This is a genomic window from Pseudomonas sp. MWU16-30323 (assembly GCF_020515595.1).
Classification (GTDB): domain Bacteria; phylum Pseudomonadota; class Gammaproteobacteria; order Pseudomonadales; family Pseudomonadaceae; genus Aquipseudomonas; species Aquipseudomonas yamanorum.
On sequence record NZ_JAIWYM010000011.1, the window covers coordinates 159,348 to 185,952 of the forward strand.

Annotated in this window: 22 protein-coding genes; 11 read left to right on the plus strand and 11 right to left on the minus strand. The window is 61.8% G+C overall.

The features are described 5' to 3' along the window. The first annotated feature begins 83 nt into the window (after nucleotides 1-83). From LIY45_RS15590 to LIY45_RS15600, 3 genes are read left to right on the plus strand one after another with little or no spacing between them, the layout of a single operon-like run. Nucleotides 84-719, plus strand: coding sequence for an FMN-binding negative transcriptional regulator (locus LIY45_RS15590; RefSeq protein ID WP_226476841.1), 636 nt, complete (start codon nucleotides 84-86; stop codon nucleotides 717-719). After that, nucleotides 716-1,162 carry a GNAT family N-acetyltransferase gene (locus LIY45_RS15595; protein WP_003213433.1) on the plus strand — a complete coding sequence of 149 codons (447 nt, stop codon included), beginning with the start codon at nucleotides 716-718 and terminating at the stop codon, nucleotides 1,160-1,162. Before LIY45_RS15590 ends, LIY45_RS15595 begins: the two co-directional genes overlap by 4 nt. Nucleotides 1,163-1,175: 13 nt before the next feature. Then, entirely contained in the window at nucleotides 1,176-1,847 is a 672-nt protein-coding gene (locus tag LIY45_RS15600; protein WP_226476842.1) for a GNAT family protein, read from the plus strand. A 370-nt stretch (nucleotides 1,848-2,217) separates the two neighbouring features. Here LIY45_RS15600 and LIY45_RS15610 read toward each other — a convergent pair whose 3' ends face one another. Beyond that, the gene (locus tag LIY45_RS15610; protein WP_226476866.1) at nucleotides 2,218-2,463 is read right to left on the minus strand and encodes a transcriptional regulator; all 246 of its coding nucleotides are present in this window, start codon (nucleotides 2,461-2,463) and stop codon (nucleotides 2,218-2,220) included. A gap of 33 nt (nucleotides 2,464-2,496) precedes the next feature. Between LIY45_RS15610 and LIY45_RS15615 the strand changes: the two genes are divergently transcribed. Beyond that, on the plus strand, nucleotides 2,497-5,469 hold the full coding sequence (locus LIY45_RS15615) for an autotransporter outer membrane beta-barrel domain-containing protein (protein ID WP_226476843.1): 2,973 nt from the start codon (nucleotides 2,497-2,499) through the stop codon (nucleotides 5,467-5,469). A 111-nt stretch (nucleotides 5,470-5,580) separates the two neighbouring features. Then, the gene (locus LIY45_RS15620) at nucleotides 5,581-6,909 is read left to right on the plus strand and encodes an autotransporter outer membrane beta-barrel domain-containing protein (protein WP_226476844.1); all 1,329 of its coding nucleotides are present in this window, start codon (nucleotides 5,581-5,583) and stop codon (nucleotides 6,907-6,909) included. 71 nt (nucleotides 6,910-6,980) lie between these two features. On the opposite strand, the gene oadA is transcribed toward LIY45_RS15620, so the two are convergent. Further along, nucleotides 6,981-8,789 carry a sodium-extruding oxaloacetate decarboxylase subunit alpha gene (gene oadA / locus LIY45_RS15625; RefSeq protein ID WP_226476845.1) on the minus strand — a complete coding sequence of 603 codons (1,809 nt, stop codon included), beginning with the start codon at nucleotides 8,787-8,789 and terminating at the stop codon, nucleotides 6,981-6,983. Nucleotides 8,790-8,800: 11 nt separating this feature from the next. Continuing rightward, on the minus strand, nucleotides 8,801-10,216 hold the full coding sequence (locus tag LIY45_RS15630; protein ID WP_003213442.1) for an acetyl-CoA carboxylase biotin carboxylase subunit: 1,416 nt from the start codon (nucleotides 10,214-10,216) through the stop codon (nucleotides 8,801-8,803). A gap of 196 nt (nucleotides 10,217-10,412) precedes the next feature. Between LIY45_RS15630 and LIY45_RS15635 the strand changes: the two genes are divergently transcribed. After that, entirely contained in the window at nucleotides 10,413-11,387 is a 975-nt protein-coding gene (locus LIY45_RS15635) for a LysR family transcriptional regulator (protein WP_226476846.1), read from the plus strand. On the opposite strand, the gene LIY45_RS15640 is transcribed toward LIY45_RS15635, so the two are convergent. The 3 genes from LIY45_RS15640 to LIY45_RS15650 all read right to left on the minus strand — a co-directional run bounded on the left by LIY45_RS15640 (nucleotide 11,317) and on the right by LIY45_RS15650 (nucleotide 15,642). Then, nucleotides 11,317-11,514, minus strand: a complete 198-nt coding sequence (locus tag LIY45_RS15640) for a hypothetical protein (protein ID WP_081253237.1) — start codon at nucleotides 11,512-11,514, stop codon at nucleotides 11,317-11,319. The genes LIY45_RS15635 and LIY45_RS15640 overlap by 71 nt on opposite strands. Nucleotides 11,515-11,739: 225 nt before the next feature. Next, on the minus strand, nucleotides 11,740-12,606 hold the full coding sequence (gene hexR / locus LIY45_RS15645; RefSeq protein WP_010168370.1) for a transcriptional regulator HexR: 867 nt from the start codon (nucleotides 12,604-12,606) through the stop codon (nucleotides 11,740-11,742). A 162-nt stretch (nucleotides 12,607-12,768) separates the two neighbouring features. Beyond that, on the minus strand, nucleotides 12,769-15,642 hold the full coding sequence (locus LIY45_RS15650; RefSeq protein WP_226476847.1) for an EAL domain-containing protein: 2,874 nt from the start codon (nucleotides 15,640-15,642) through the stop codon (nucleotides 12,769-12,771). A gap of 279 nt (nucleotides 15,643-15,921) precedes the next feature. On the opposite strand from LIY45_RS15650, the gene uvrD reads away from it, so the two are divergent. From uvrD to LIY45_RS15665, 3 genes are all read left to right on the plus strand, one after another. Continuing rightward, nucleotides 15,922-18,105 carry a DNA helicase II gene (uvrD, locus tag LIY45_RS15655; protein ID WP_226476848.1) on the plus strand — a complete coding sequence of 728 codons (2,184 nt, stop codon included), beginning with the start codon at nucleotides 15,922-15,924 and terminating at the stop codon, nucleotides 18,103-18,105. Nucleotides 18,106-18,296: 191 nt separating this feature from the next. Beyond that, nucleotides 18,297-19,172, plus strand: coding sequence for a Tim44 domain-containing protein (locus LIY45_RS15660; protein ID WP_003213454.1), 876 nt, complete (start codon nucleotides 18,297-18,299; stop codon nucleotides 19,170-19,172). Nucleotides 19,173-19,308: 136 nt separating this feature from the next. Next, entirely contained in the window at nucleotides 19,309-19,716 is a 408-nt protein-coding gene (locus tag LIY45_RS15665; RefSeq protein WP_003213456.1) for an SMI1/KNR4 family protein, read from the plus strand. An 81-nt stretch (nucleotides 19,717-19,797) separates the two neighbouring features. On the opposite strand, the gene LIY45_RS15670 is transcribed toward LIY45_RS15665, so the two are convergent. After that, on the minus strand, nucleotides 19,798-21,561 hold the full coding sequence (locus tag LIY45_RS15670) for a cation:proton antiporter (protein ID WP_226476849.1): 1,764 nt from the start codon (nucleotides 21,559-21,561) through the stop codon (nucleotides 19,798-19,800). A gap of 295 nt (nucleotides 21,562-21,856) precedes the next feature. Between LIY45_RS15670 and LIY45_RS15675 the strand changes: the two genes are divergently transcribed. Beyond that, entirely contained in the window at nucleotides 21,857-22,342 is a 486-nt protein-coding gene (locus LIY45_RS15675) for an acyl-CoA thioesterase (protein ID WP_003213461.1), read from the plus strand. Here LIY45_RS15675 and pdxY read toward each other — a convergent pair. Further along, nucleotides 22,339-23,211, minus strand: coding sequence for a pyridoxal kinase PdxY (gene pdxY, locus LIY45_RS15680; RefSeq protein ID WP_063033787.1), 873 nt, complete (start codon nucleotides 23,209-23,211; stop codon nucleotides 22,339-22,341). The two genes, LIY45_RS15675 and pdxY, sit on opposite strands and share 4 nt — an antisense overlap. Before the next feature lie 117 nt (nucleotides 23,212-23,328). Here pdxY and LIY45_RS15685 point away from each other — a divergent pair, with 117 nt between their 5' ends. After that, entirely contained in the window at nucleotides 23,329-23,727 is a 399-nt protein-coding gene (locus tag LIY45_RS15685; protein WP_226476850.1) for a DUF3301 domain-containing protein, read from the plus strand. On the opposite strand, the gene LIY45_RS15690 is transcribed toward LIY45_RS15685, so the two are convergent. From LIY45_RS15690 to zigA, 3 genes are read right to left on the minus strand one after another with little or no spacing between them, the layout of a single operon-like run. Beyond that, on the minus strand, nucleotides 23,721-24,683 hold the full coding sequence (locus tag LIY45_RS15690; RefSeq protein WP_226476851.1) for a CobW family GTP-binding protein: 963 nt from the start codon (nucleotides 24,681-24,683) through the stop codon (nucleotides 23,721-23,723). The two genes, LIY45_RS15685 and LIY45_RS15690, sit on opposite strands and share 7 nt — an antisense overlap. A 45-nt stretch (nucleotides 24,684-24,728) precedes the next feature. Continuing rightward, on the minus strand, nucleotides 24,729-25,373 hold the full coding sequence (locus tag LIY45_RS15695; RefSeq protein WP_226476852.1) for a DUF1826 domain-containing protein: 645 nt from the start codon (nucleotides 25,371-25,373) through the stop codon (nucleotides 24,729-24,731). Beyond that, a complete protein-coding gene (zigA, locus tag LIY45_RS15700) occupies nucleotides 25,373-26,578 on the minus strand; it encodes a zinc metallochaperone GTPase ZigA (protein WP_226476853.1) in 1,206 nt (401 codons plus the stop codon). The genes LIY45_RS15695 and zigA overlap by 1 nt, the downstream gene beginning before the upstream one ends. Nucleotides 26,579-26,605 lie beyond the last annotated feature (27 nt).

The following is a 26,605-nucleotide window of genomic DNA, read 5'->3' on the forward strand; positions in this document are numbered from 1 at the left end:
GACCTATAAAATTGGCGCTAGATGGCTCTTACAACGAACCAATAGCCTGCCTAGGATGCAAGCATTCGCCAAGGGAAATCTTCATGTACACACCACGCGCCTTTGCCCTCGATGACTTGCCCGAAATCCAGCAACTGATCCAGCACACGCGCCTGGCGCAACTGGTGACCTTTGGCGAACAAGGCCTGCAAGCCAGCCATTTGCCGCTGCTGCTCAACCCTGATGAAGGGCCCAACGGCACCCTTTACGGGCACATGGCCAAGGCCAATCGCCAGTGGCAGGACCTGCAAAATGGCCGCGAGGCCCTGGTGATTTTTGCCGGGGCCGAGGCCTACGTCAGCCCATCGTTCTACCCGGCCAAGGCCGAACACGGCAAAGTGGTACCGACCTGGAATTACATCGCGGTACACGCCTATGGCACCGGCGAAGTGTTCACCGATGCCGAGCGCCTGCTCGAGCTGGTCAGCGCCCTCACCGACCGCCATGAAGGCAAGCGCGCTCAACCCTGGAAAGTCAGCGACGCCCCGGCCGACTACATCGACGGCATGCTCAAGGCCATCGTCGGCTTTGCCCTGCCGATCCAACGCCTGGAAGGCAAACGAAAACTCAGCCAGAACCGCAGCCCGGCGGACATCGCCGGCGTACGTGAGGGCCTGGCGGCCAGCACCGACGTACGCGACCAGACCCTCGCCCGCTTTATTCCCAAGGAGCCATCATGAGCCAGATCGAAATCCGCCAGGTCAGCGCCGCCGACCACGCCGCGTGGCTGCCCCTGTGGCAAGCCTACCTGCGCTTCTACAACACCGAGCTGCCGGACGCCGTCAGCCAGAACACCTGGCAACGCCTGATCGACGCCAATGAGCCGACCCATTCGGCCCTGGCCTGGCAGGATGGCAAGGCCGTAGGCATGGTCAACTTCATCTACCACCGTTCCAACTGGAGCATCGAAAACTCCTGCTACCTGCAGGATTTGCTGGTAGACCCGGCCCAACGTGGCACCGGCGTCGGCCGCAAACTGATCGAATTCGTCTACGCCACCGCCAAGGCCGATGGTTGCTGCAAGGTCCACTGGCTGACCCACGAGACCAACGCCACCGCCATCCAACTGTACGAACGCATCGCCGAACGCCCCGGCTTTATCCAGTTTCGCAAAGGTCTTTAAGGAGAAGCACAGCATGACGACATCATTGGCCGACTGGAAAGGTGTCCCGGCGCCCACCATCACCCTCATCGAAGGCCGCTTCGTGCGCCTGGAAAAACTCGACCCGGCTCGCCATGGCGATGACCTGTTCAACGCCCTGCAAGGCCCCGGCGCGGATCCGACGTTATGGGATTATTTGCCTTACGGCCCGTTCCCCGAGCGCGCCGCCTTCGACGCCTGGCTGAACAACCACGCGTCCCACAGCGACCCGTACTTCTTCAGCGTGATCGACAAGGCCAGCGGCAAGGTGCAAGGCATCCTCAGCCTGATGTCCATCGTGCCCGAGCAAGGCCGCATCGAAATCGGCCACGTGACCTTCGGCGCGCCGATGCAGCGCTCGCCAAGAAGCACCGAGGCGGTGTACCTGCTGGCCAAGCACTCGTTTGAGCTGGGCAATCGTCGCCTGGAATGGAAGTGCAACAACGCCAACGCCCGCTCCAAAAACGCCGCCGAGCGGTTGGGGTTCAGTTTTGAAGGGGTGTTTCGCCAGCACACGGTGGTGAAAGGAAAGAACCGGGATACGGCGTGGTATTCGATCCTGGATGGGGAATGGCCGGCGATTGGCGCGGGGTTTGAGCGGTGGCTGTCGGATGAGAACCAAACGGGTTCGGGTCAACTGAAAACGCTGGTGGAGTGCCGTACCTAAGCCACCCTGCCACCCCCTGACAAATGTGGGAGCGGGCTTGCTCGCGAAAGCGGTGTATCCGTCACAAATGTATTGACTGACACACCGTCATCGCGGGCAAGCCCGGCTCCCACATTGTATCTTCAGCGTATCCGGGCCTTGTGCTCAGCCAACCCTGCCCTCTTTCCACCCCAACGCCTGCAAGGCGTCACAACCATCCTGCAACAACAGATGCGCCGCGGAGGCGAAGTGATGCGCTGGGTGGCGGTTTCGAGTAGCCCGCGGGCGTCGGCATCGGGGTTGAGGAACAGGACGGGGTCACAGCTGATATTACTTTCAAGAGCGGTGTAGTTGGGCATGAAGAAAGACTCGTAATTGAAGTTCAGAGGTCTCACTTTGCTTTCGACCGGCTAAGATCGGTCACCGACGAATCAGCAACCGGCGGACTATATGCCGCATTCAACAACTTTAGCGTCTGATTGCCCTCGCCGTGTTCGATATACACCAGAGTACGCATAGGTATTTTGCACATCCGTGCAAATAGACTTTGGTTCAGCATGGTGACCTCAACCCGCAAACGACGCACCACCTCAGTAACCTCCCCGCCATCATTCTGTAAAAAACCTCCGCTATACAGGTCGACTCTTTTCCAAAAACAAGGACGTCTGCCATGCCCCCTTCGCCCCAGCGTCTTGCGCTCACTCTCGGCCTGCTGGTCAGCAGCGGTTTTGTCGATGCGGCGCCCACGCCAACCAAGACGCTGCAGATCGATACACCGACCACCACCGGGCAAACCCTGAGCGGCAGTGACTCGCTGACGATCTCGGCACCGGGCAGTATCACCACCTCCAAAGTCGCGGTGACCTTGAAGGACGGCACCACCGCCAATGGCGTGGTGATCGACAACGCCGGCAGCATTATTTCCACCGGAGGCCGGGCCATCGACAGCAGCGGCGATCTCACCGCCGCGCGCAACTACAGCATCTACAACCGCGCCGGCGGCGTGATCCAGGGTGCCAACGACGCGCTGCGCATCGACAGCAATTTCGCCAGCGGCAGCCTGTTGATCGACAACAGCGGCACCATTCACTCCGCCACCGGCCAAGGGCTGGACCTGGATGCGATCCGCAGTCCGAACGTCACCACCACTATCATCAACCGCCAGGGCGGGCTGATTCGCGGCGACGCCAGCGACGGCATGAAGACCGGCGGCAACGCCACCCTCACCAATTACGGCGAGATCTCCACCGGCGACACCCACTCGCGCGATGACAAGTTCGACGGCGTCGATATCGACTCCGCCACCGGCGTGACCGTTACCAACTACGGCCTCATCTCCGGTGGCCGCCACGGCATCACCACCGACCTGGGCGCCACGCTGACCAACTATGGCACGGTGATCGGCCGCAACGGCTCGGGCTTTGGTTCCGACGGCGATGGCACGGTGATCAACCACGGCACTATTACCGGCGCATTTTCCGGACTGCAGCCGGACGGCGATGGTGACGGCGTGGACATCGACAAGATCGCCCACATTGAAAACTACGGCATCATCCAGGGCGTGGGCGCCGGCGGTGTCGACAAGAACGGCTTTGCCAACGGCAGCGAAGGCATCGCCCTCGGCGGTGGCTATGTGTTCAACGGCGTCGGCGCGCGGGTCAGCGGCGCCAACAACGCGATCCTGGTGGACGATGGCAGCGACGGCCCGGGACTGGCCGCCACCACCCTGATCAACCATGGCACCATCCAGGGCCTGGACGGCTTCGGCGTGAAGTTCGTCGGCGAGTTTGCCGACACGGTGGTCAACGCGGGCTTGATCAGCGGCAGCAACGGCCTGGCCCTGGATCTGGGCGGCGGCAATGACCAGTTGACCCTGCTCGGCGGCAGCCGCTTTGTCGGCGTGGTGGATGGCGGCACGGGATATGACCGCGTGATCATGGACGACAGCGCTGGCGGCAGTTTCGGCGACAGTCGCAACTTTGAATGGCTGGACGTGAAGCAAGGCACCTGGACCCTCACCGGCAGCGGTGACTTCAGCGACGGCGGCGAGATTTTCAGCGGCGCCAAGCTGATCAACCAAGGCGGGATCGCCGGTAACGTGACCGTCGATGAAGGCGGTATTTATGCCGGCGGTGGCAGCGTCGGCAGCCTGTTGGTCAAAGGCACCTTGCAGACCAACACCGCACTTGGCACCGCCAGCATCACCCGCGACCTGACCATGACCAGCGGCTCGACCCTGGCCTATGGCGTGAATGCCGACGGCAGCAGCGCACCGGTCCAGGTCGGTGGCACGGCCTACCTGAATGGCGCGACCCTGGCGGTCAATCCCGGCACCGGCACCTACCCGTGGCAGAGCCATTACACGGTGCTGCAGGCCGGCAGTATCAATGGCACGTTCGGCAAGGTCACCAGCGACTATGCCTTCCTCACCCCCACCCTGGATTACAGCCCTACCCAGGTTGGCCTGACCTATACCCGCAACGACGTGGCGTTCAATCAGTTCGCCAACACCGGCAACGGCACCCGCGCCGCCAACGCCCTGGCGAGCCTGGGCAAGAACAACGCGCTGTATAACGCCTTGCTCAACACCACCAACAGCAGCGCCGGTGCCGCCATCGAGCAATTGGCCGGCAGCAGCACCGCCAACCTGACCAGTGCCACCCTCGGCGCCAGCGCCCAGGTCGGCAACAGCATGCTGAGCGCCATGCATCAACTGGGCGGCGGCGCAGGATTGCTGGTGGGCCTCGATCAAAAAGATACGCCCGTACTGGCCGCCACCGGCGTACCCGCCGAGGCCCGCAACCTCAACGACCCCAATGCCCGGGGCCGCCTGTGGCTGCAAGGCATCGGCAGCTACGGCAAGCTCGACGGCGACCACGGCAGCAATGGCCTGACCCAGCGCACCAAGGGCAGCGTGCTGGGGGCCGACTGGGCGCTCGATTCGGACTGGCGCGTGGGCGTACTGGGCGGTTATTCGAAGACCGACCTGGACACCACCGGCGTCGACGGCAGCGTCGACAGCTGGCACGCCGGTATCTACGCCATGCGCCAGAGCGGCCCGCTGGCCTTGCGCCTGGGTGCTGCCTACAGCGGGCACCAAGGCGACAGCAAACGCACCGTGGCCTTCGACGGTTTCAACGATCGCCCCAAAGGTGACTACGACGCCAACAGCCAACAAGCCTTCGCCGAACTGGGTTATGCCATGGGCAGCGGGCGCCTGAGCGCCGAGCCATTCGCCAACCTCGGCTACCAGCGCTACCACCGCGACAGCTACAACGAAAAAGGCGGCGCCGCCGCCCTGCATGTCGACGGGCAAACCCAGGACAATGTCAGCAGCACCTTCGGCCTGCGCCTGGCGCACCTGAGCCAGCTCGACAATGGCATCAGTCTCACACCGCGGGTCAGCGCCGGCTGGAAACACACCTACGGCAATGTCGACAGCAGCACCCGCCAGGCCTTCCTGATGGGCGGCACCGCGTTCAACGTCGAAGGCAGCGCCCTGGACCGTGACAGCCTGTTGCTGGAAGCCGGGCTGGATGTAGGCCTGTCGGCACGCCATACCCTCGGCGTGGGCTACAGCGGCGAAATAGGCAGTAACAGCCGCAATCATGGGTTGATCGGGCAATGGCAGATGAGTTTTTAATCGCCGCCCACTAGAGACATCTCCGGCAAACGAAGGGTGGATAGCCTGACATTTATCCGCCGTTTACCTCGCTAGATTTCCCGACCTCATACATCAAGAGGTCGGATCTACATGCCACTCCTTCAGAAACAACTCGCACTCGCCATCACCTTCGCGCTGGGTGCCACCAACACTCAATTCGTCCAGGCGCGAGGGGACATCGATCCAGACAGCGAGTGGTTCATCCCGGCGCCAGAGGTCGGCCAGCAAGGCCATCAGCGCCCCAAGCCACCCACGCCCACTCTCGACTTTTACTTCAACGACCACGCCACCACCCGTAACGGCCAGCAGGTTGCCCGCGTACTGGACTCTGCCGTGGACACCCTCATCAAGTCGGGCGAACTCAATGAGTGGCAAGAGTACGAACTGGACAATATCGCCCGGGAACTTGGCAGGCTGGCACCGGGCCGTGTGGGTGCAGTTCTGGAGCAACTGGCAGGCAGCCAGAACGCCAACCTTGGCGCCGCCACTCAAGACAGCATGAAACAGCTCAACAACAGCCTGCTTTCCGTCATGCGCAGGACAGGCGACGAACGCAACCTTACGGATGCCGAAGGCAATGGCCACGTATGGCTCCAGGCCCTGGGCAACGCTGGCAAGCTTGAAGGACAGCACGGTAGCGTGGGCCTGCAGCAACACACCCAAGGCCTGATGCTGGGCGGCGACTGGGCAGTGGACGATGCCTGGCGGGTGGGTGTGATGGGCGCCAAGTCCGCCAGCGACCTGAACGCCAAACGCTTCAAGGGCGAACTGGACAGCTGGCACCTCGGCGGTTACGCCGTGCGTCAGGACGGCCCCCTTGCACTGCGCCTGGGGGCGATCTACAGCAGCCATGCCGGCCAAACCCAACGCACCGTAGACTTTGATTTCGTTGAGCACCGCGAGCAGTCCAAGGGCAAATACAACGCCCAAAGCCAGAACGCTTTCGCCGAGCTGGGCTATCAACTGGACAAGGGCAGTTTCAGCGTCGAACCCTATGCGGGTATCGGCTACCAGCGCTATCACCGCGACCGCTACAAGGAAAAAGGCGGCTTTACAGCGCTGAATGTCGGCGCCCAGACCCAGGAAAACCTCAGCAGCACCTTCGGCTTGCGCCTGGCCAGTGCCTTGACGCTGGACAACCAGATGACCCTCAAGCCGCACCTGAGCACAGGCTGGAAGCACCTCTACGGTGACGTGAGCAGCACCGTGCGCCAGTCCTCCGCGTGGATAAAACGGCCGGGCTTCAACAGTGACTTCACCATCGAAGGCACCTCCCTGGACCGCGACAGCCTGGCGTTGCACACCGGGGTAGACCTGGCGCTGTCGACCCGGCACACCGTGGGCCTGGCCTATACCGCCGAGGTCGGCACCCACAGCCGTAACCAGGGTTTGCTGGGCCAGTGGACCCTGGCGTTCTGATTATTGCGGGCGAAAAAAAAAGGGGGCACATGCCCCCCCGAGGTTTAAGCGGTAGTCTCGAAGGCTGTTGATCAGCCTTCGATTTCAATCAGGATTTCACCCGGGTTGACCCGGTCGCCCTTGGCCACGTGAACGGCGGTGACCTTGCCGGCGATCGCCGCCTGTACTTCGGTCTCCATCTTCATCGCTTCAGTGATCAACACGGCCTGGCCGGCTTTCACCACATCGCCTTCCTTGACCAGCACGTCGACGATATTGCCCGGCATTGCCGTGCTGACATGGCCCGGCGCGGTAGCGTGCTTGCGCTTGCTGCCGCCACTGCTGACAAACTCGTTGAGCGGTTCGAACACCACTTCTTCGGGCATGCCGTCGATGGACAGGTAGAAGTGGCGCTTGCCTTCGGCCTTGACGCCGACACCGGTGATGTCCACGCGGTAGCTTTCGCCGTGCACGTCGATCACGAACTCGGTCGGCACACCTTCACCACCGGCACGGGCCACGCCGCCGGCTTCAGGAATCGGCAACAGCACTTCCGGGCTCAAGGTGCCGGCGTCGCGCTCTTCGAGGAACTTGCGCCCGATGTCCGGGAACATCGCGTAGGTCAGCACGTCTTCTTCGGACTTGGCCAACGCGCCGATTTCGCCGCGCAGCTTGGTCATTTCCGGCTTCAACAGGTCCGCCGGGCGCACGTCGATGACTTCCTCGCTGCCGATGGCCTGGCGCCGCAGTTTTTCATTCACGGTGCCCGGCGCCTTGCCGTAGCCGCCTTGCAGGTACAGCTTCACTTCGTTGGTGATGGTCTTGTAGCGCTCGCCGGCCAGCACGTTGAAGAACGCCTGGGTGCCAACGATCTGCGAAGTCGGGGTAACCAGCGGCGGGAAGCCGAGGTCTTCACGCACCCGCGGGATTTCAGCCAGCACTTCGCTCATGCGGTTCAGCGCGCCCTGCTCTTTCAACTGGTTGGCCAGGTTGGAAATCATCCCGCCCGGTACCTGGTTGACTTGCACACGGGTATCGACCGCCGTGAATTCGCTTTCGAACTGGTGGTACTTCTTGCGCACGGCGTAGAAGTACAGGCCGATTTCCTGCAGCAGTTCCAGGCTCAGGCCGGTGTCGAACTCGCTGCCTTTGAGGGCCGCGACCATCGACTCGGTACCCGGGTGGCTGGTGCCCCAGGCGAAGCTGGAGATCGCGGTGTCGATATGGTCGGCGCCGTTTTCGATGGCCTTGAGTTGGCACATCGAAGCCAGGCCGGCGGTGTCATGGGAGTGAATGAAGATCGGCAGGCTTTGCTCTGCTTTCAGCGCCTTGACCAGTTCGCCGGTGGCGTATGGCGTCAGCAGGCCGGCCATGTCCTTGATCGCCACCGAGTCGCAACCCATGGCTTCCATTTGCTTGGCCTGGGCCACGAACGCCTCGATGGTGTGCACCGGGCTGGTGGTGTAGGCGATGGTGCCCTGGGCATGTTTGCCGGCCGCTTTCACCGCTTCGATGGCCACCCGCAGGTTACGCACGTCGTTCATCGCGTCGAAGATGCGGAACACGTCGATACCGTTGACGGCGGCCTTGGCGACGAAGGCTTTGACCACGTCGTCGCTGTAGTGGCGGTAGCCCAGCAGGTTCTGGCCACGCAAGAGCATTTGCAGGCGCGTGTTGGGCAAGGCCGCACGCAGTTTGCGCAGGCGCTCCCACGGGTCTTCTTTCAGGAAGCGTACGCAGGCGTCGAAGGTCGCGCCGCCCCAGACTTCCAGGGACCAGTAGCCGACTTTGTCGAGCTTGTCGCAGATCGGCAGCATGTCGTCGGTGCGCATGCGGGTCGCCAGCAACGATTGGTGGGCGTCGCGCAGGATGGTGTCGGTGACAAAGATTTTCTTGGACATTGTTGTATTCCTCACAGGCCTGCGTGGGCGGCGATGGCGGCGGCGATGGCCAGGGCCAGCTCTTCGGGTTTGCGCTTGATCGAGTAGTTGGTCAGCTCAGGGTGGCTTTCCACAAAACTGGTGTTGAACTGGCCGCTGCGGAATTCCGGGTTACGCAGGATTTCCTGGTAATAGGCGGCGGTGGTCTTCACGCCTTGCAGACGCATGTCGTCCAGGGCGCGCAGGCCACGGTCCATGGCTTCTTCCCAGGTCAACGCCCACACCACCAGTTTCAGGCACATGGAGTCGTAGAACGGCGGGATGGTGTAGCCGGTGTAGATCGCCGTGTCGGTACGCACACCGGGACCGCCGGGCGCGTAGTAACGGGTGATCTTGCCGAAGCTGGGGAGAAAGTTGTTCTTCGGGTCTTCGGCGTTGATGCGGAACTGCAACGCGAAACCCCGGTGCTGAATGTCTTCCTGCTTGACCGACAGCGGCAGGCCCGACGCGATGCGGATCTGCTCACGCACAATGTCGATGCCGGTGATTTCTTCGGTGATGGTGTGTTCCACCTGCACCCGGGTGTTCATCTCCATGAAGTACACCTCGCCCTCGGCGAGCAGGAACTCCACGGTGCCGGCGTTCTCGTAGCCCACGGCCTTGGCGGCGCGCACCGACAGGTCGCCGATGTAGGCGCGCTGTTCAGGGGTTAGCTGGGGGCTCGGGGCGATTTCGATCAGCTTCTGGTTACGGCGCTGGATCGAGCAATCACGCTCGAACAGATGCACTACGTTGCCGAAGCTGTCACCGAGGATCTGCGCCTCGATGTGCTTGGGATTGACGATGCATTTTTCCAGGAACACTTCCGCCGACCCGAACGCCTTGGTGGCTTCGGAAATCACGCGAGGGAAGGCTTGTTCAAGTTCTTCGCGGCTGTTGCAGCGACGGATACCGCGACCGCCACCACCGGAGGTGGCCTTGAGCATCACCGGGTAACCGATGCGGTCGCCTTCGGTGAGGGCTTCGGCGATGTCGGCAACGTTGCCTTCAGTGCCCGGGGTCACCGGCACGCCGGCCTTGATCATGCTGCGGCGGGCTTCGGTCTTGTCGCCCATGCGACGAATCACTTCGGCCGACGGACCGATGAACTTGATCCCACGTTCGGCGCAAATATCTGCCAGCTCGGCGTTTTCCGAGAGGAAGCCGTAACCGGGGTGCAGCGCGTCGCAACCGGTTTCCACCGCCAGGTTCACCAGCTTGCGCGGGTTCAGGTAGCCGGCCAATGGCTCGGCACCGATGCTGTGGGCTTCATCTGCACGCTTTACATGCAGGGCATGGCGATCGGCGTCGGAATAGACCGCGACCGAACGAATGCCCATCTCGGCGCAGGCACGCACGATACGTACGGCAATCTCACCACGGTTGGCGATCAGGATCTTTTTTATCACTTGGAAATTCCCTTGAGCCGATTGCTACCTACTTCGACCCGCCGGAGCCGGGTCGGCGCGTGACTAAATGTTTCAAGCCAGTCGCGAGACACACACTATGCCCCTGTAGGGATTAACAAAAATCAATAATAATTGGGTTGTGTATAAGCAAAGACTTATAGTCAGCGCATCAGAGGTCGGCAGGAGTGCTTGAGTAATGCGTAAGTCATTGATGCGTATGACATTGCGTCAGTTGCAGATTTTCAATGAAGTCTGTGATTTGCGTTCCTACAGCCGCGCAGCCGAGGAAATGTCCCTCACGCAACCAGCCGTTAGCCTACAAATCAAGCAGCTGGAAGAGCTGCTCGGCCAGCCGTTGTTCGATTACGTCGGCAAAAAGCTCTATATGACTGAAGCGGCCGAAGCGCTGCAACGGGCCAGCCGAGACATCTTCGGGCGCCTGGAAAACCTCGACATGCAGCTCTCCGACATGCAGGGCTCGTTGCAAGGCCAGCTGAAACTGGCGGTGGAATCCAGCGCCAAGTACTTCGTGCCGCACCTGTTTGCCGCCTTCAAGCGCCAGCACCCTGAGGTCAACCTGCACCTGACGGTGGTCAACCGCGCCCAGGTGATTCGCAGGCTGTCGGACAACCGCGATGACCTGGTGATCATGTCCATGGTGCCCCAGGACATGGGCCTGGAATTCCTGCCGTTCCTGAACAACCCGATTGTCGCGGTGGCGCCCCACGATCACCCGCTGAGCCATCAAGGGCCGCTGCGCTTGCAGGACCTGGAGCCTTACACGCTGCTGTTGCGCGAGCCAGGTTCCGGGACGCGGATGGCGTGCGAGGAGTACTTCAAGGAGAAGCGCGTGCACTTCACCCAGACGGTGGAAGTGTCTTCCGCCGAGGCCCAGCGCGAGTGCGTGACCGCCGGGTTGGGCGTGGCGCTGCTGACGCGCCACGCGGTCAACCTGGAACTGGCCACCGGCGGGCTCAAGGAGTTGCCGGTGGAAGAACTGCCGCTGTACCGCAGTTGGTGCCTGGTGCAGGCCAAGGCCAAACGCCTGTCACCGGTGGCCCATGCCTTCCTGGGCTTTATCCGCAGCGAGCGGCTGCAAATCAGCGCGCTGGCTGAGCGCTTCGCTGGGCAGCTGCGGGCGCCTGCCAGTGGAGCTCCGGATAGTCACTGATGCTCTGTTGCAATTGGCGCTGATCGCAGCGGTCTTCAATTGCGCGACGGAAGGCCATGCGGCGCTGGTCTTCCTGTTGGCGGCGGGTTTTGACAGCGCTGTTGCTTTCTTCGTATTGCCGAGCCATTTCGAGTCTCCCAATGCGAGTAAGGGGAGTTCAGGATGGGCGCCGGCAATGACGGTTTAGCGGCACGGGGATGACAGGACGATGAATCTTCCGAGGCTCAAACACGATCAACTGTGGGAGCTGGCTTGCCTGCGATAACGGTGCATCAGCCCATGAAGATGGCAACTGACAGATCGCTATCGCAGGCAAGCCAGCTCCCACATTTTGACCGAGTATGCCCCTGAGTCAGTCGTCGAGGGCTTTTACGGACTTGGGCGACAACCGAAGGCTGCGCAAGCTGCGCTTCACGCTCTTGAGGTGGTTGACCAGGCTCGGCCCCCGCGCCATGGCCACGCCCATCGCCAGCACGTCGATCACCACCAGGTGGGCGATACGCGAGGTCAGCGGCGTGTAGATCTCGGTGTCCTCGTGCACATCGATCGCCAGGTTGACGGTGGACAGCTCCGCCAATGGCGTCTGGCTCGGGCACAGGGTAATCAGGGTCGCGCCGCTTTCACGCACCAGGTTGGCGGTGATCAGCAAATCCTTGGAGCGGCCCGACTGGGAGATGCAGATCGCCACGTCGGTGGGCTTCAACGTCACTGCCGACATCGCCTGCATGTGCGGGTCGCTGTAGGCCGCCGCAGTCAGCAGCAAACGGAAGAACTTGTGCTGGGCATCCGCCGCCACCGCACCGGACGCGCCAAAACCATAGAACTCCACGCGCTGGGCCTGGGACATGGCAGTCACGGCTTTTTGCAGCTCTACCGGGTCAAGCTTTTCCCGCACTTCCATCAGGGTATGCAGGGTGGTGTCGAAGATTTTCAGGCTGTAGTCGGCGACGGAATCGTCTTCGTGAATCGCGAACTGCCCGAAGCTCGCACCGGCGGCAAGGCTCTGGGCCAGCTTGAGCTTCAAGTCCTGGAAACCGGAGCAACCAATGGCGCGGCAGAAACGCACGATGGTCGGCTCGCTGATGCCCACGCTGTGGGCCAGGTCGGCCATGGAACTGTGCATCACAGCCGCAGGGTCAAGCAGCACGTGATCGGCAACCTTGAGTTCCGATTTGCGTAACAGGTGGCGCGACTGGGCGATATGTTGCAACAGGTTCAAAGGGCAGGACTCTTGTTATTGGCGGAGCCAGGGGATGTAGCAAGCTTGTAGTTATACTACAAGAATTGCCGATTTGCCCGTTCGATGCATCACTTAATCGCGCTGTTGCCCGCTGATTCAGCGGGCAGGCCCGATGTAGCCCCGCGTGCGGCTTGGGCTCAACTACAGAAAATTGGCATTTTTTCGTAACAAATCCGCCAGACCGTCCGCCTCCATCGGCCGACTGATCAAATAGCCCTGCACTTCATCGCATTGCTCGGCCCGCAGGAAATCCAGCTGCTGCTGATCTTCCACGCCCTCGGCCACCACCTTGAGCGACAGCCCGTGAGCCATGGCGATGATTGCGCGGGTGATCGAGGCATCTTCGCGGCCCTGACCGAGGCCGCGAATGAACGTCTGGTCGATCTTCACGTAGTCCACGGGGATGCGCTTGAGGTAGCTGAGGGACGAGTAGCCGGTGCCGAAATCATCAATCGCCAGTTTCACACCCAAGTCGCGCAGTTGCTGGAAGGTCGAGATGATGTGCTCGACACTGTCGAGCAACTGGCTTTCGGTCAGTTCAAGCTCCAGGTATTGCGGATCAAGCCCGGTTTCTTCCAGCACCTGGCGCACCAGGCTGACCAGCTTGCCCTGGCGCAATTGGTGTACCGACAGGTTGACCGACACACGGATCGGCGCCAGCCCCTGGCGCTGCCACTCACAGGCCTGCCAGCAGGCCTGGCGCAACACCAACTCCCCCAGCGGTACGATCAATCCGGTTTCTTCGGCCAGCCCGATAAAGTCCCCCGGCGGCACCATGCCCCACTGCGGATGCTCCCAGCGGATCAACGCCTCAGCGGCATTCAGCTTGCCGCTGGCCAGGCACAGCTTGGGTTGGTAGAACACCGTGAGCTGGCGCTCATCAATCGCCTTGCGCAGCTGGTTTTCCAGCTGCAAGCGCTCCAGGGTGCTGGCTTGCAAGCTGTCGGTGTAGAACTGGAAATTATTCCCGCCCAAATGCTTGGCGTGCTGCATAGCCATGTTCGACTGGCTGACCAGCGCGGATATTTCCCGCGCATTGTCGGGCAATAGGCTGACACCCATTGAGGCGCTGACCACCAACTCATGCCCGTCCACCGTCACCGGCACCCGCAACTTGGCCAGTAGCCGCGTGGCCACCCGCGCCAGGCTCGACAGGTTGCCGTACGCGTCGAACAGCACGGCGAATTCATCGCCAGAGAGCCGCGCAATGGTGTCGGCCTCGGGCAAGGCGTTGATCAAGCGGCGGGCCATTTTCTGCAACAACTGGTCGGCCACTTCATGCCCGAGGCTGTCGTTGAGCAGCTTGAAACGGTCCAGGTTGATATGCAGCAAGGCCAGGCTGCGACCGCCCTGGCGCACACGTTGATGAGCTTCCCGCAGCCGCTCGCGGAACAACGAACGGTTGGCCAGCCCGGTCAATTCGTCGTAGTGCGTGAGATAGCGCATGCGCTCTTCGGACTCGCGGCGCGCGGACAGATCGGCGAAGAAGCCCACGATGTGGCTGACGTTTCCCCGAATATCGCGCACCACGTTCAATTGCAGCCACTGCGGATAGAGTTCGCCGTTCTTGCGGGTCTCCACGAGCTCGCCCTGCCAGGTGCCGTGGCTGAGCAACGCCTGGCGAATCACCGGGAAGTGCCGCCGTGCGTCGCGGCTGCAGGGGAGTTCGACGACATTGCGGCCGATCATGTCGTCAATGTCGAAGCCGGTGACGCGGCTGAACGCCTGGTTGACCGCTACCAGCACGTAGTCCGGGTCGAGGATCACAATGCCTTCGCTGGCCGCCTCGAACACCGTCGAGGCCAGGCGCTGCTGTTCTTCCAGGACTTTGCCGGCGCTGATGTCGCGGCGGGTGCCGAGCATCCGCGTGACGCGTCCGCTGGGCGAGCGCTCCACGGCGCGGCCACGGTCCTGAATCCAAACCCAATGACCATCACCATGGCGCACCCGGTATTCCACCAGGTAATCCTCGCTGCGGCCTTTCAGGTGTTCCACCAGCGCACGCTTGAGCAGCGGCAAATCGTCCGGGTGCAGCCGCGGCTTGAGATGGCTGAGCATCGCCGTGACGTATTCAGGCTCCAGGCCGAACAGTTCCTTGAGTTGGGTGTGGTGGACCTCGTCGGTTTGCAGGTTCCAGTCCCACAGGCCCAGTTCGCTGGCCTGCAAGGCCATCGCCAGGCGCGCCTCGCTTTTGCTCAGGGCCAGGCTGGCGGCATCCAGTTCCTGGCTACGCTGATCGACGCGCTGTTGCAGGCCGATCTGCGCCTCGCGCAACTCTTGCTCGACCTGGCGTCGCTGCTCCACTTCACGCACCAGTTCCTGATTCAGCTGCTCGCTGCGCTGCTGCGCTTGCTGGAGATGCTCGATCAACGCCTGGTTCTGGAAGCGCCTGAGCAGCCCGCGCTGGATCAGGCGGTTGACCTGCCACGCCACCAGACTCAGGGAGGCCAGCAGAATCAGGCCCAAAAAGCCCCAACCCTGCTGCTGCGGGTCGCCGGTCCAGAATAAATAGAGGATGGCCGGCACCAGACAGGGCAAGGCAAACGACAAGAACGCCGGCAGGCTGACGGCGTAGGCCACACTGGCGGACAAGGTCGCCGCGCCGAGCAAGCCGAACACCCAGGCCTGTTGCGCGAAGCTGTCCACCGGCACCAGGGCAATGGCAGCACTGGCCAGCGTCAGGCCGCTGACGGCCGAGCCCAGCATGAACATGCGGCGCCAGATCGGCTGCGCCTGACGGCTCGGCATGGCCGAATCGAACGCCGCCACCTGAATCACCCGCAGGGCCACCAGCGCCAGCAGCCACACCAGCCAAATGCTGTCCAGCAGGTAGCGCTGCGGGCTCCAGAGTAACCAGGCGCAGACCAGTCCATTCACCAGCATTAATAAGGTAGGCAGCAGGGAGCCTTGGTAAAGCAGGCGCGTGCGCTCGACCGCCATCTCCATGGCGTAGTGCTTGCGGATAACCTGCGCCGGCGCCACCGAGGGGCCAGCCAGGTCAATGCTAAGGGTCATAGGCAGTGTTCTTATAATGGTGAGCCCGAAACGTCGACGGAGCATACACAAGCAAACGCTCGGGCCAAACTGCTCCACGTCATAAAAACAGCGTGATAATCAGGCGCAAACCTTGGAGCCAGACAGCTTGAGTGAGACAGGGCGCGGGCTGTGGGCGATGACCGACCGGTCATCACCGTGAACAGATTGTTGCCTTATCCAGTGCAGGCCCTGAAGTTTTCCCGCGACCATCCGGCATTGGGATTTGCCCGTCTCCCCCGGGCACCCTAGAATGCGCCGATGCGCGATGATCTCTCCCTTTTGCTGAACTCCCTCAACGATGCCCAACGCCAGGCCGTAGCGGCCCCCGTTGGCCGTCAGTTGGTCCTGGCCGGTGCTGGCTCCGGTAAAACCCGAGTGCTGGTGCACCGTATCGCCTGGTTGATCCAGGTCGAGAACGCCTCGCCTCACTCCATCCTGTCGGTGACCTTCACCAACAAGGCCGCGGCCGAGATGCGTCATCGCATCGAGCAGTTGATGGGCATCAGCCCGGCCGGCATGTGGGTGGGCACCTTCCACGGCCTGGCGCACCGCCTGCTGCGGGCCCATTGGCAGGAAGCCGGCCTGAGCCAGACCTTCCAGATTCTCGACAGCGACGACCAGCAACGCCTGGTCAAGCGGGTAATCCGCGAGCTGGGCCTGGATGAACAACGCTGGCCGGTCCGTCAGGCCCAGTGGTTTATCAACGGCCAGAAAGATGAAGGCCTGCGCCCGCAACATATCCAGGCCAGCGGCGACCTGTTCCTGGCCACCATGCGCAGCATTTATGAAGCCTATGAAGTGGCCTGCCAGCGCGCCGGCGTGATCGACTTCTCCGAACTGCTGCTTCGCGCCCTCGACCTGTGGCGCGACAACCCGGGCTTGCTGGCGCACTACCAGAAGCGTTTCCGCCACATCCTGGTGGACGAGTTCCAGGACACCAACGCCGTGCAGTACGCCTGGTTGCGCCTGCTGGCCAAGGGCGGCGACAGCTTGATGGTGGTGGGCGACGACGACCAGTCGATCTACGGCTGGCGTGGCGCGAAAATCGAGAACATCTACCAGTACAGCGACGACTTCCCGGACGCCGAAACCATTCGCCTGGAGCAGAACTACCGCTCCACCGCCGGGATTCTCAAGGCCGCCAACGCCTTGATCGCCAACAACACCGGGCGCCTGGGCAAAGAGCTGTGGACCGACGGCGGCGAAGGCGAAGCGATCAACCTGTACGCCGCCTTCAACGAACACGATGAAGCGCGCTACGTGGTGGAAACCATCGAAAGTGCCCTGAAAACCGGCCTGGCCCGCAGCGATATCGCGATCCTTTACCGCTCCAACGCCCAGTCCCGGGTATTGGAAGAAGCCTTGCTGCGCGAGCGCATTCCGTACCGTATCTATGGCGGCCAGCGCTTCTTCGAACGTGCTGAAATCAAGAACGCCATGGCCTACCTGCGCTTGCTGGAAGGTCGCGGCAACGATGCGGCGCTGGAGCGGGTGATCAACATCCCGGCCCGCGGCATCGGCGAGAAGACCGTCGAGGCGATTCGCGACCATGCACGCCACAGCGATGTGTCGATGTGGGAAGCCATGCGCCTGCTGATCGCCAACAAGGGCCTGACCGGCCGTGCGGCCGGTGCCTTGAGCGTGTTTGTCGAGCTGATCGAGAACCTGGCCGCCAAGTGCATGGAAATGCCCCTGCACCTGATGACCCAGACCGTGATCGAGCAGTCCGGCCTGATCGCCTACCACGAAGCGGAAAAAGGCGAGAAAGGCCAGGCCCGGGTAGAAAACCTTGAGGAACTGGTCAGCGCCGCCCGCGCGTTCGAAAACACCGAAGAAGACGAAGACCTGACGCCACTGGCGGCATTCCTCGGCCATGCTTCGCTGGAGGCCGGCGACACCCAGGCTGACGAGCACGAAGACAGCATCCAGCTGATGACCTTGCACAGCGCCAAGGGCCTGGAGTTCCCGTACGTGTTCCTGGTGGGCATGGAAGAAGGCCTGTTCCCCCATAAGATGAGCCTGGAAGAACCCGGCCGCCTTGAAGAGGAACGCCGCCTGGCCTATGTGGGTATCACTCGGGCGATGCAGAACCTGGTGATGACCTACGCCGAAACGCGCCGCCTGTACGGCAGTGAGACCTACAACAAGGTCTCGCGCTTCGTACGTGAAGTGCCAAAAGGGCTGATTCAGGAAGTGCGCCTGTCCAACAGCGTCAGCCGACCGTTCGGCGGCGGCCAGCAGCAGAACTCCAGCAGCATGTTCGCCGGCTCGGAAATCCCCGAGACGCCATTCAGCCTTGGCCAGCAGGTCAAGCATGCGATCTTCGGCGAAGGCGTGATCCTCAACTTCGAAGGCTCAGGCGCCCAGGCCCGGGTGCAGGTGAATTTCGCCGAAGGCAGCAAGTGGCTGATGATGGGCTACGCCAAGCTCGAAGCAATCTGAAACAACTGCAGAACATGAAGGATGTTGCCCCGCCCTTGTATTTGGCAGCGGTGGGGCCAATATCTGTAATAAGTCCTACAGACGATTCGGTATTGGCCCTACGCAAAAGCCCGAAACACTATGCCGCTAGCCACTGACATCACACCTGTGCAACATGGCGCGCGTGCAATCCACAAATGGGAATTCCCTTTATGAAACGTTTTCTTAGCATCGCCATGGCGTTGTGCATCGGCCTGACGATGAGCCTCGACGCCAACGCCAAGCGCTTCGGTGGCGGCAAATCCATGGGCTCGGCGCCGAGCCACCAGACCAGCCAAATGGCCCCATCCGGCGGCGGCATGGGCGGCGCAGCGGCGACCGCTGGCGCGGCCGGTGCCGCAGGCGCTGCTGCCAAGGCTGGCGGTGCTTCGCGCTGGTTGGGCCCTCTGGCCGGTATCGCGGCCGGCGGCCTGCTCGCCTCCATGTTCATGGGCGGCGGCTTCCAGGGCATGCAGATCTTCGACATCCTGATCATGGCGGTCATCGCCTTCCTGATCTTCCGCTTTATCGCCGCCCGTCGCCGCAAGCAGCAGGAGCACATGGCTCCAGCCGGCGCGCCGATGCAGCGTGAAGTGTTCGAGCAGAAGCCTGCTGCAATGGGTTCGATCTTCGGCGGTTCGGCGGCTCCTGCCGCCGCTCGTCCGGTGATCAACGCGCCAGCCTGGTTCAACGAAGAGCGTTTCGTCGAAGCAGCCCGCAGCCACTTCCAGTCCCTGCAGCAACACTGGGACGCCAACGAAATGGACAAGATCGCCGAGTTCGTGACCCCGCAACTGCTGGAGTTCCTCAAGCGCGAACGTGCCGACCTGGGCGACGGCTTCCAGTCGACCTACATCGACGACCTGAAAGTGCAGCTTGAAGGTGTGGATGATCGCGCCGACAAGACCATCGCCACCCTGACCTTCAGCGGTGTGTCGAAGACCTCGCGTTTCGACCAGGGCGAAGTGTTCAGCGAAAGCTGGAACATGGAACGCCCACAAGGCGAAAACCAGCCTTGGCTGGTCGCCGGTATCCGCCAGAACGGCTGATCCCTGCCCGCTTCGAGTATGCAGTAACAAAAACCCCGGACTTGTCCGGGGTTTTCTATTTCACGGTTGCACTTATAGCGAGCTACTGTATAAAACGCCCCTATAAACCGCGCCATCTAGCAAGAGGATCCCGGCCGTGGAAGAAGTTATCGAACAATTGCGTGAAGCCAACGAACCGGTACCGGTTCCTCTGGAGCTGCCTGACGAAGACCAACTGGTGGAAATCGAGGAACAACTGTTCATCGATATTCCGTTCGTCTTCCGTGAATTCCTGCTGACCGTCAGCGACGTGGTCTACGGCAGCCTGGAGCCGGTGACCGTCACCGACCCACAGTCCCACACCTACCTGCCAGACGTTGCCGCCAACGCCTGGGATGCCGGTGTTGACCGCAGCATGATCCCGATCTGCCAGGACGGCGACGACTACTACTGCGTCGAGGAAGACGGCACCGTGGTGCTGTGGTCCGGCGAAGAAGAACTCGTCACCGAAGAAACCTGGGAATCGGTGTGGCACTGGGCGCGGGACGTCTGGCTGGAAAGCTGAGACCTACTGTGTGCCAAGGGCGCTTGTTGTGGCGAGCGAGCTTGCTCGCGCTGGGCTGCGAAGCAGCCCTCTGCGACCCTCTCAGTGCTCCGGCGTATCCTTATGGTTATCCAGCGTCTCCAGCAAGGCGACCTGCATCCGCGTATGCACGCGGATGAACCAGCGCCAGAGCACGGCGGCCACCGCGGCCGTCACCACGGCGATCAGCCCCAGCAACTTGTTGGTCGGCAGGATACTGGCCGACAAGGCTGCCAATAGCAGGAAAATCACCAGCAGCGAAAGAATCGGGATCACTTCGGCGATCACCCGGCGCACGCGCTGAGTATGGCGCCCAGCCATTTCCGGCTTCACGCTCATCTCCGCCAGCAGCATCGACAGCGCCTTGAGCTTTCGGTACGCCGCGATCAAAAACGGCAGCGACAGCAGCAACGCCCCACCCCAGATCAATGCCTTCTGCCAGCTCGGATCACTGACCCAGCCTTCCAGATAACCGCCAATGCGTGCCGCAAAGAAGCCGCCGGCAAAGAAGATCGCTACCACCAGCGCCAGGTTCACCCCCACCTGCAAAATGATCTTGCGGATCATCGACGCCAGCATCGCCCCCTCGCCCTGGGGCTGAATACTGCGCAACCACTCGCCATACATCCCGAACACCCGGCTCATGCGCTTGGGCATGACCGCCGCGATCTTCAGCGACAGCGGGTCCGCGCCACGGATCAGATACGGGGTAAGCAGCGTGGTGATCGCAGAAACCGCCACCGCCACCGGGTACAGGAAGTCGCTGGTGACCTGCAACGTCATGCCCAACGCGGCGATGATGAATGAAAATTCGCCAATCTGTGACAGGCCCATTCCCACCCGCAGCGAGGTGCGGCCATCGTTGCCGGCGATAAACGCCCCCAGCCCGCAGGACAACATCTTGCCCAGCACCACGGCCACGGTAATCACCGCAATGGGCCAGGCGTATTGCAGGAGGATCTGCGGGTCGATCATCAAGCCAATGGCGACAAAGAAGATCGCGCTGAACATGTCGCGAACCGGTTCGATCAAGCGCTCAATCTTCAGCAGTTGGCGGGATTCGGCCATGATCGCGCCGATCAGGAATGCCCCCAGCACCATGCTGTATTCCAGCTTGACCACCAGCAGGCAGAAGCCGAAACACAGGCCCAGCACGGTGATCAGCAGCATCTCGTTGCTTTCGAATCTGGCTACGTACTCCAGCAGGCGCGGCACCAGCAAGATCCCGATCACCAGCGCGACAATCATGAACAACGACAGCTTGCCGACGGTGGAGAACACTTCACCAGAGCTGACCGTGCCACTGACGGCGATGCTCGACAGCAAGGCGATGATGCCGATGCCCAGGATGTCTTCGACGATCAGCACGCCAAAAATCAGCTGGGCAAAGCGCTGGTTTTTCATCTTCAGGTCATTGAGCGCCTTGACGATGATGGTGGTGGAGGAAATCGCCAGGATCGCGCCCAGGAACAGTGAGTCCATGGTGTTCCAGTCGAACCAGCGGCCGATTTCGTAGCCGATCCAGATCATCAGGATGATCTCGAGGAACGCCGCGATAAACGCCGTGGCACCGACCTTGAACAGCTTGCGCAGGCTGAACTCCAGGCCCAGGCAGAACATCAGGAAGATCACTCCAAGCTCGGCCAGGGTCTTGATGGTGTCTTCGTCGTGGATCAGGCCAAACGGTGGGGTGTGCGGGCCGATAATGAAGCCGGCGACGATATACCCCAACACCACCGGCTGCTTGAGCCGATGGAACAGGATCGTCACCACCCCGGCCACCAGCATGATCACGGCCAGGTCTTGGATAAAGCTGATGGCGTGCATGGCGAGGGGCTCCTTGAGGGGTACTGGCGCTTTTCCCATTTCCACGCATGCGCCGCGAAAGGTCGCAATGAACGGAAAGAAAAGTCTGCCTTGATCGTAAGAATTGCCTTTGAGACGGGCTTTTGAAGGGTAACACCGCGACTTGCGACAGAAAGCCGGTGCAATATATGGAAACAGATCGCCACGGGCGTGACGGCAAGCCGGGGCCCAGCGTCCCGTTATGAATGGCTCTGCAAAGATTCCAGCACCCGCAGAGGTGCCTCCCCACCCAATGCCTACAACCCGTGAGTGTGCTATGGAACCCGGAAACGCCCAGCTGTCGATGACAGTATTGATGACCCCTGACATGGCCAACTTTTCAGGCAATGTGCACGGCGGCACGCTGCTCAAATACCTCGACGAAGTGGCCTACGCCTGCGCCAGCCGTTATGCCGGCCGCTATGTGGTGACGTTGTCGGTGGACCAGGTGATTTTTCGCGAGCCGATCCATGTTGGTGAGCTGGTGACCTTTCTGGCTTCGGTCAACTACACCGGCAACACGTCGATGGAAGTGGGGATCAAAGTGGTCACCGAGAACATCCGTGAGCGTTCGGTACGCCACACCAATAGCTGCTTCTTCACCATGGTCGCGGTGGATGACCAGCGCAAACCGGCCGCCGTGCCGCCGCTGCAACCGCAGAACAGCGAAGACAAGCGCCGGTTTGTGCAGGCTCAACAGCGCCGGCAGATTCGCCAGGAGCTGGAAAAGCGCTATCAGGAAATCAAGGCAGACGGGCCTTAAAGCCCTATCGGGGTTGCCTCAAAGCGAACTCGCGGATGGGCAATCCGGTCCTGGGCGCGCACCAGTTCCAGCTCATAGCTGGCGCACGCCTGGGTTTCCAGCAGCACTTCATGCACTGCTGCGGCGGTGAACTCAAAGGCCGCTACCAGGCTGTCCCCCAACAACACCCGCGCCAGGAACAGGCCCGATGTCAGGTCACCCACGCCCACCGGCTGACGCGGGAACGCCAGCAGCGGCCGGCGCAGATGCCAGCTGCCTTCGGCCGTCACCAGCAGCATCTCGAAACCGTCCGGCAGCTTGCCGGGATAATCCAGGTGCTTGACCAACACCGCTTTCGGCCCACGAGCCAGCAACGCACGGGCCATACCCAGGCAATCGAACAACGACTGCGGCTTGCGCCCGGCAAAGCTGTCCAGCTCCAACTGGTTGGGGCACAGGAAGTCGGCCATCGCCGCCGCTTCGTCCAGCAGAAAGTCGCTGACCTCCTGGGGCACGATGCAGCCTTTCTCCGGATGGCCCATCACCGGGTCGCACAGGTACAACGCCTTGGGGTTGATCGCCTTGATTCGCGCCACGCCGGTGAGGATCGCCCGCCCCTGGGCCGCACTGCCCAGGTAGCCGGACAGCACCGCATCACAGTTGCCCAGCTCGCCAATCGCCGCGATGCCTTCCACCAGCGCAGGAATTTGCTGCGGCGCCAACACTTCTCCCGCCCACTGACCATACTGAGTGTGGTTGGAGAACTGCACGGTATTGAGCGGCCACACGTTCACCCCGACCCGTTGCATGGGGAACACGGCGGCGCTGTTTCCGGCATGGCCAAAGACCACATGAGACTGGATCGCAAGCAGATGGGGCGTACGTTTCATGCAGGGGATTTCCGTAAAGCCATTGATATTCTGGCTGCGCAGTATGCGACTAAACGCGGCCTGTACGACAGACCGGAGACGCAGTTAAGCTGGCCACACTTTGTTGGAGTTCATCGAATGCTGACCCTCGGAAATATCTTCGTGCTGATGCTGCTGGCGACCGGTGCTGCCTGGCTGTGGCACAACCACGGCCTGCGCGAGCGGGCGCTGGAACGGGTCAAGCAGCACTGCGCCAAGCTCGACATCGAGCTGCTCGATGGCGCCGTGGCATTGAAACGCATCGGTTTTGTGAAGGATGCCAGCGGTCGGCGGCGCCTGGCACGGGTCTACAACTTCGAATTCACCGTGACCGGCGAAACGCGGCACCCGGGGACCATCACCCAATTCGGCGCCCACAGCGCGCAAATCGAGCTGGCGCCCTACCCGTTCGAGATAAAGACGCCACTGCCCAGCGCCGAGATCATCGAGCTAAGCCAGTGGCGCCAAGAGCATGGCAGCAGCAAGACCCGTCACTGACGGCAATCGGCTAACCCGCGCTGTAACTGCGCAATGTCCTGCGCTTGGCTGAAGATCAATTCGATCCGCGAATCCCGGCGCCATTCGCTGGGCTGCCAGGCCAACGCGGCGTTATCCACAGCGTTGGCCGATACCCAGCCGTCGAAGCTGTGGATAACCAGTTTTGCCCGCCGCCAGTCCATCAACGCCAGCCATTGCTGCAGGCGCTGCGGGTCGAATTGCTGACTGGGATGCCAGCGCCAACCAACGCTCCAACCACCCTCCTGGCCCTGACTCAGGCAAATCGGCACTGACGGATCCGTCCAGAAGGCCGGCATTTGCCCCACGCCTTTGGGCACCTCGAAGTTATCCACAGCCGCAGCGGCTTGAGCGTTCAAACCCGGTAACTGCGCCAAAAGTAGTTGCGCCTGCTGCGTCCAATAGATCGGCCGGTCGGGCAATTGCTCTTGAATCAACAAGCGCTGCGCATCACTCAGGGCTTCATTTTTGTTCAATACCAACAGCCCGGCGCTGGCCAATGCTTCACGCTGGGCGTTGGGCAGTAGCTTGCCCGCCGCCAACGCCTGGGCATCCAGTACCAACACGCACGGCTGCACCGCCAGCACTGGCTGCCAGGGCGCTTCCCGCAGCTGTTTGAGCAATTGAGCCGGATGCCCCAACCCGGACGGTTCGATAAACAGCCGGTCGGGCCTGGCCTTACGCAACAAACGGCCCAGCCCTACCTGGAACGGCGCCCCGTTGACGCAACACAGGCAGCCACCCGCCACTTCACCAAGAGCAATGCCGTCGTCATCACGGGTCAGCAGCGCAGCATCCAGGCCAATCTGCCCGAATTCATTGATCAACACCGCCCACCGCTCGTTGGCCGGGCGCTGGGCCAGCAGGTGCTTGATCAGGCTGGTCTTGCCAGCGCCCAAGGGCCCGGCAATCACGTGGGTTGGAATGTTCTGCAGCATGGTGGACATCATTCAGACCGTGTAGAGAGCTTTGATCCTACCCGGTTACGCCAACCAATCCAGCGTCAGGATCAACCGTCGCTCATTCGCTTGCAGCGGCGGCGAGCGGTGGATCAGGCCAAAGCCTTCGTTGCCGTGCCATTTTTCGCCCTTGAGCAAGGCCACTTCGCCACAGTGGATTTGCTCAATGCGCGCTTCCGGCTCCGCGCTCGCCTGGCTCAGGTGCCGCCGCTCCATGACGCCTTCGCGCAACCACTGGCTGCCGATACCGGCGTAAGTGGTGATCAGCCGTACCGGCACGTGGTCCACGTGAAAACGCGGGCACATCGCCTTGTCCAATAGCCGCAAGCGCACGCCGATACGCCTGGCACCCAGCAAACAGGCAAAGGCGCTGACCAGCCACGACACATCGGCGATAAAGCCTTCGTAGCCTTCAAGATCACGGCAACCTGACGCAAAGTCCTGCAAGTTTGGCTCGGCGTCTTCGCTGTTCAGTTCAACCACCAGCGACTCGGCCAGCGGCTCGTTGAGCGCCACCAGCAACGCGCCGAACTCGGCGATATGCAGGGGCAACTGACGCTGCCACACCGCCAGGTTCACGCCGTCCTCAAGGATATCGGTGAGCACGGCCGGGGTTTCACCGTGGGTCTGGCGAACCACCGGGCGCAGTTTCAGGGTCGGTGCCAGCATCAGGCAGCCTCTTCGAACCAAGGGCCAAAGGGATCAGCCAACAAGCGCCAGCCTTCAACGCCTGTGGCCATTTCATCGTCGGTGAGCAGGCAGGCGTCTAGTTCGGCGGTCATCTGCGCGAAGTCGATGTTCTGGCCGATAAACACCAGTTCCTGGCGGCAATCACCGGTACTCGGCTGCCAGTTGTTCATGATCGCAGCGACACCCTCCTCGTCCTGCGGCCACTGGGTTTTCGGCACGAAACGCCACCAGCGCCCGGCAAAGCCATGGCGCATCAAGCCGCCGGCCTGCGACCAGCTACCGGCGTCCTGATGTTTACTGGCCAACCAGAAAAAGCCCTTGGAGCGCAGCAGTTTTCCATTCACCCAAGGCCGGTCGATAAAGTCGAAAAAACGCTGTGGATGGAACGGGCGGCGGGCGCGATAGGCGTTGGAGGCGATGCCGTACTCCTCGGTTTCCGGCACATGCTCACCCCGCAGTTCCTGCAACCAGCCCGGCGCCTGGGACGCGCGCTCAAAGTCGAAGCGGCCGGTGTTGAGGATCTTCGCCAGCGGCACCTCGCCCATGACCATCGGGATAATTTCCGCCTGGGCATTCAGGCGCTCCAGGATCGCCATCAACTCCTCGCGCTCGCGGCGGCTGATCAGGTCGATCTTGCTGATGAGGATCACATCCGCGAATTCGATCTGCTCGATCAGCAGGTCGGTGATCGAGCGCTCGTCTTCTTCACCCAGGGTTTCGCCGCGGGAAGCCAGGCTTTCGGCAGCCTGGTAGTCGAGCAGGAAGTTCATGCCGTCGACCACGGTGACCATGGTGTCGAGCCGGGCGATGTCCGCCAGGCTCTGGCCTTCTTCGTCGCGGAAGGTAAAGGTTTCGGCCACTGGCAATGGCTCGGAGATGCCGGTGGACTCGATCAGCAGGTAATCGAACCGACCTTCCTTGGCGAGCTTTCCGACTTCCTCCAGCAAGTCTTCGCGCAAGGTGCAGCAAATGCAGCCGTTGCTCATCTCCACCAGTTTTTCTTCGGCGCGATTGAGGGTGACGTCGCGCTGGACCTCACTGCCATCGATGTTGATTTCGCTCATGTCGTTGACGATCACCGCCACCCGCAGGTTTTCGCGGTTGCGCAGGACGTAATTGAGCAGCGTGCTTTTACCGGCGCCGAGGAATCCGGACAGCACAGTAACGGGGAGACGATTGGGCATCAGGTATTCCTCATCAGGGTTGGCCGG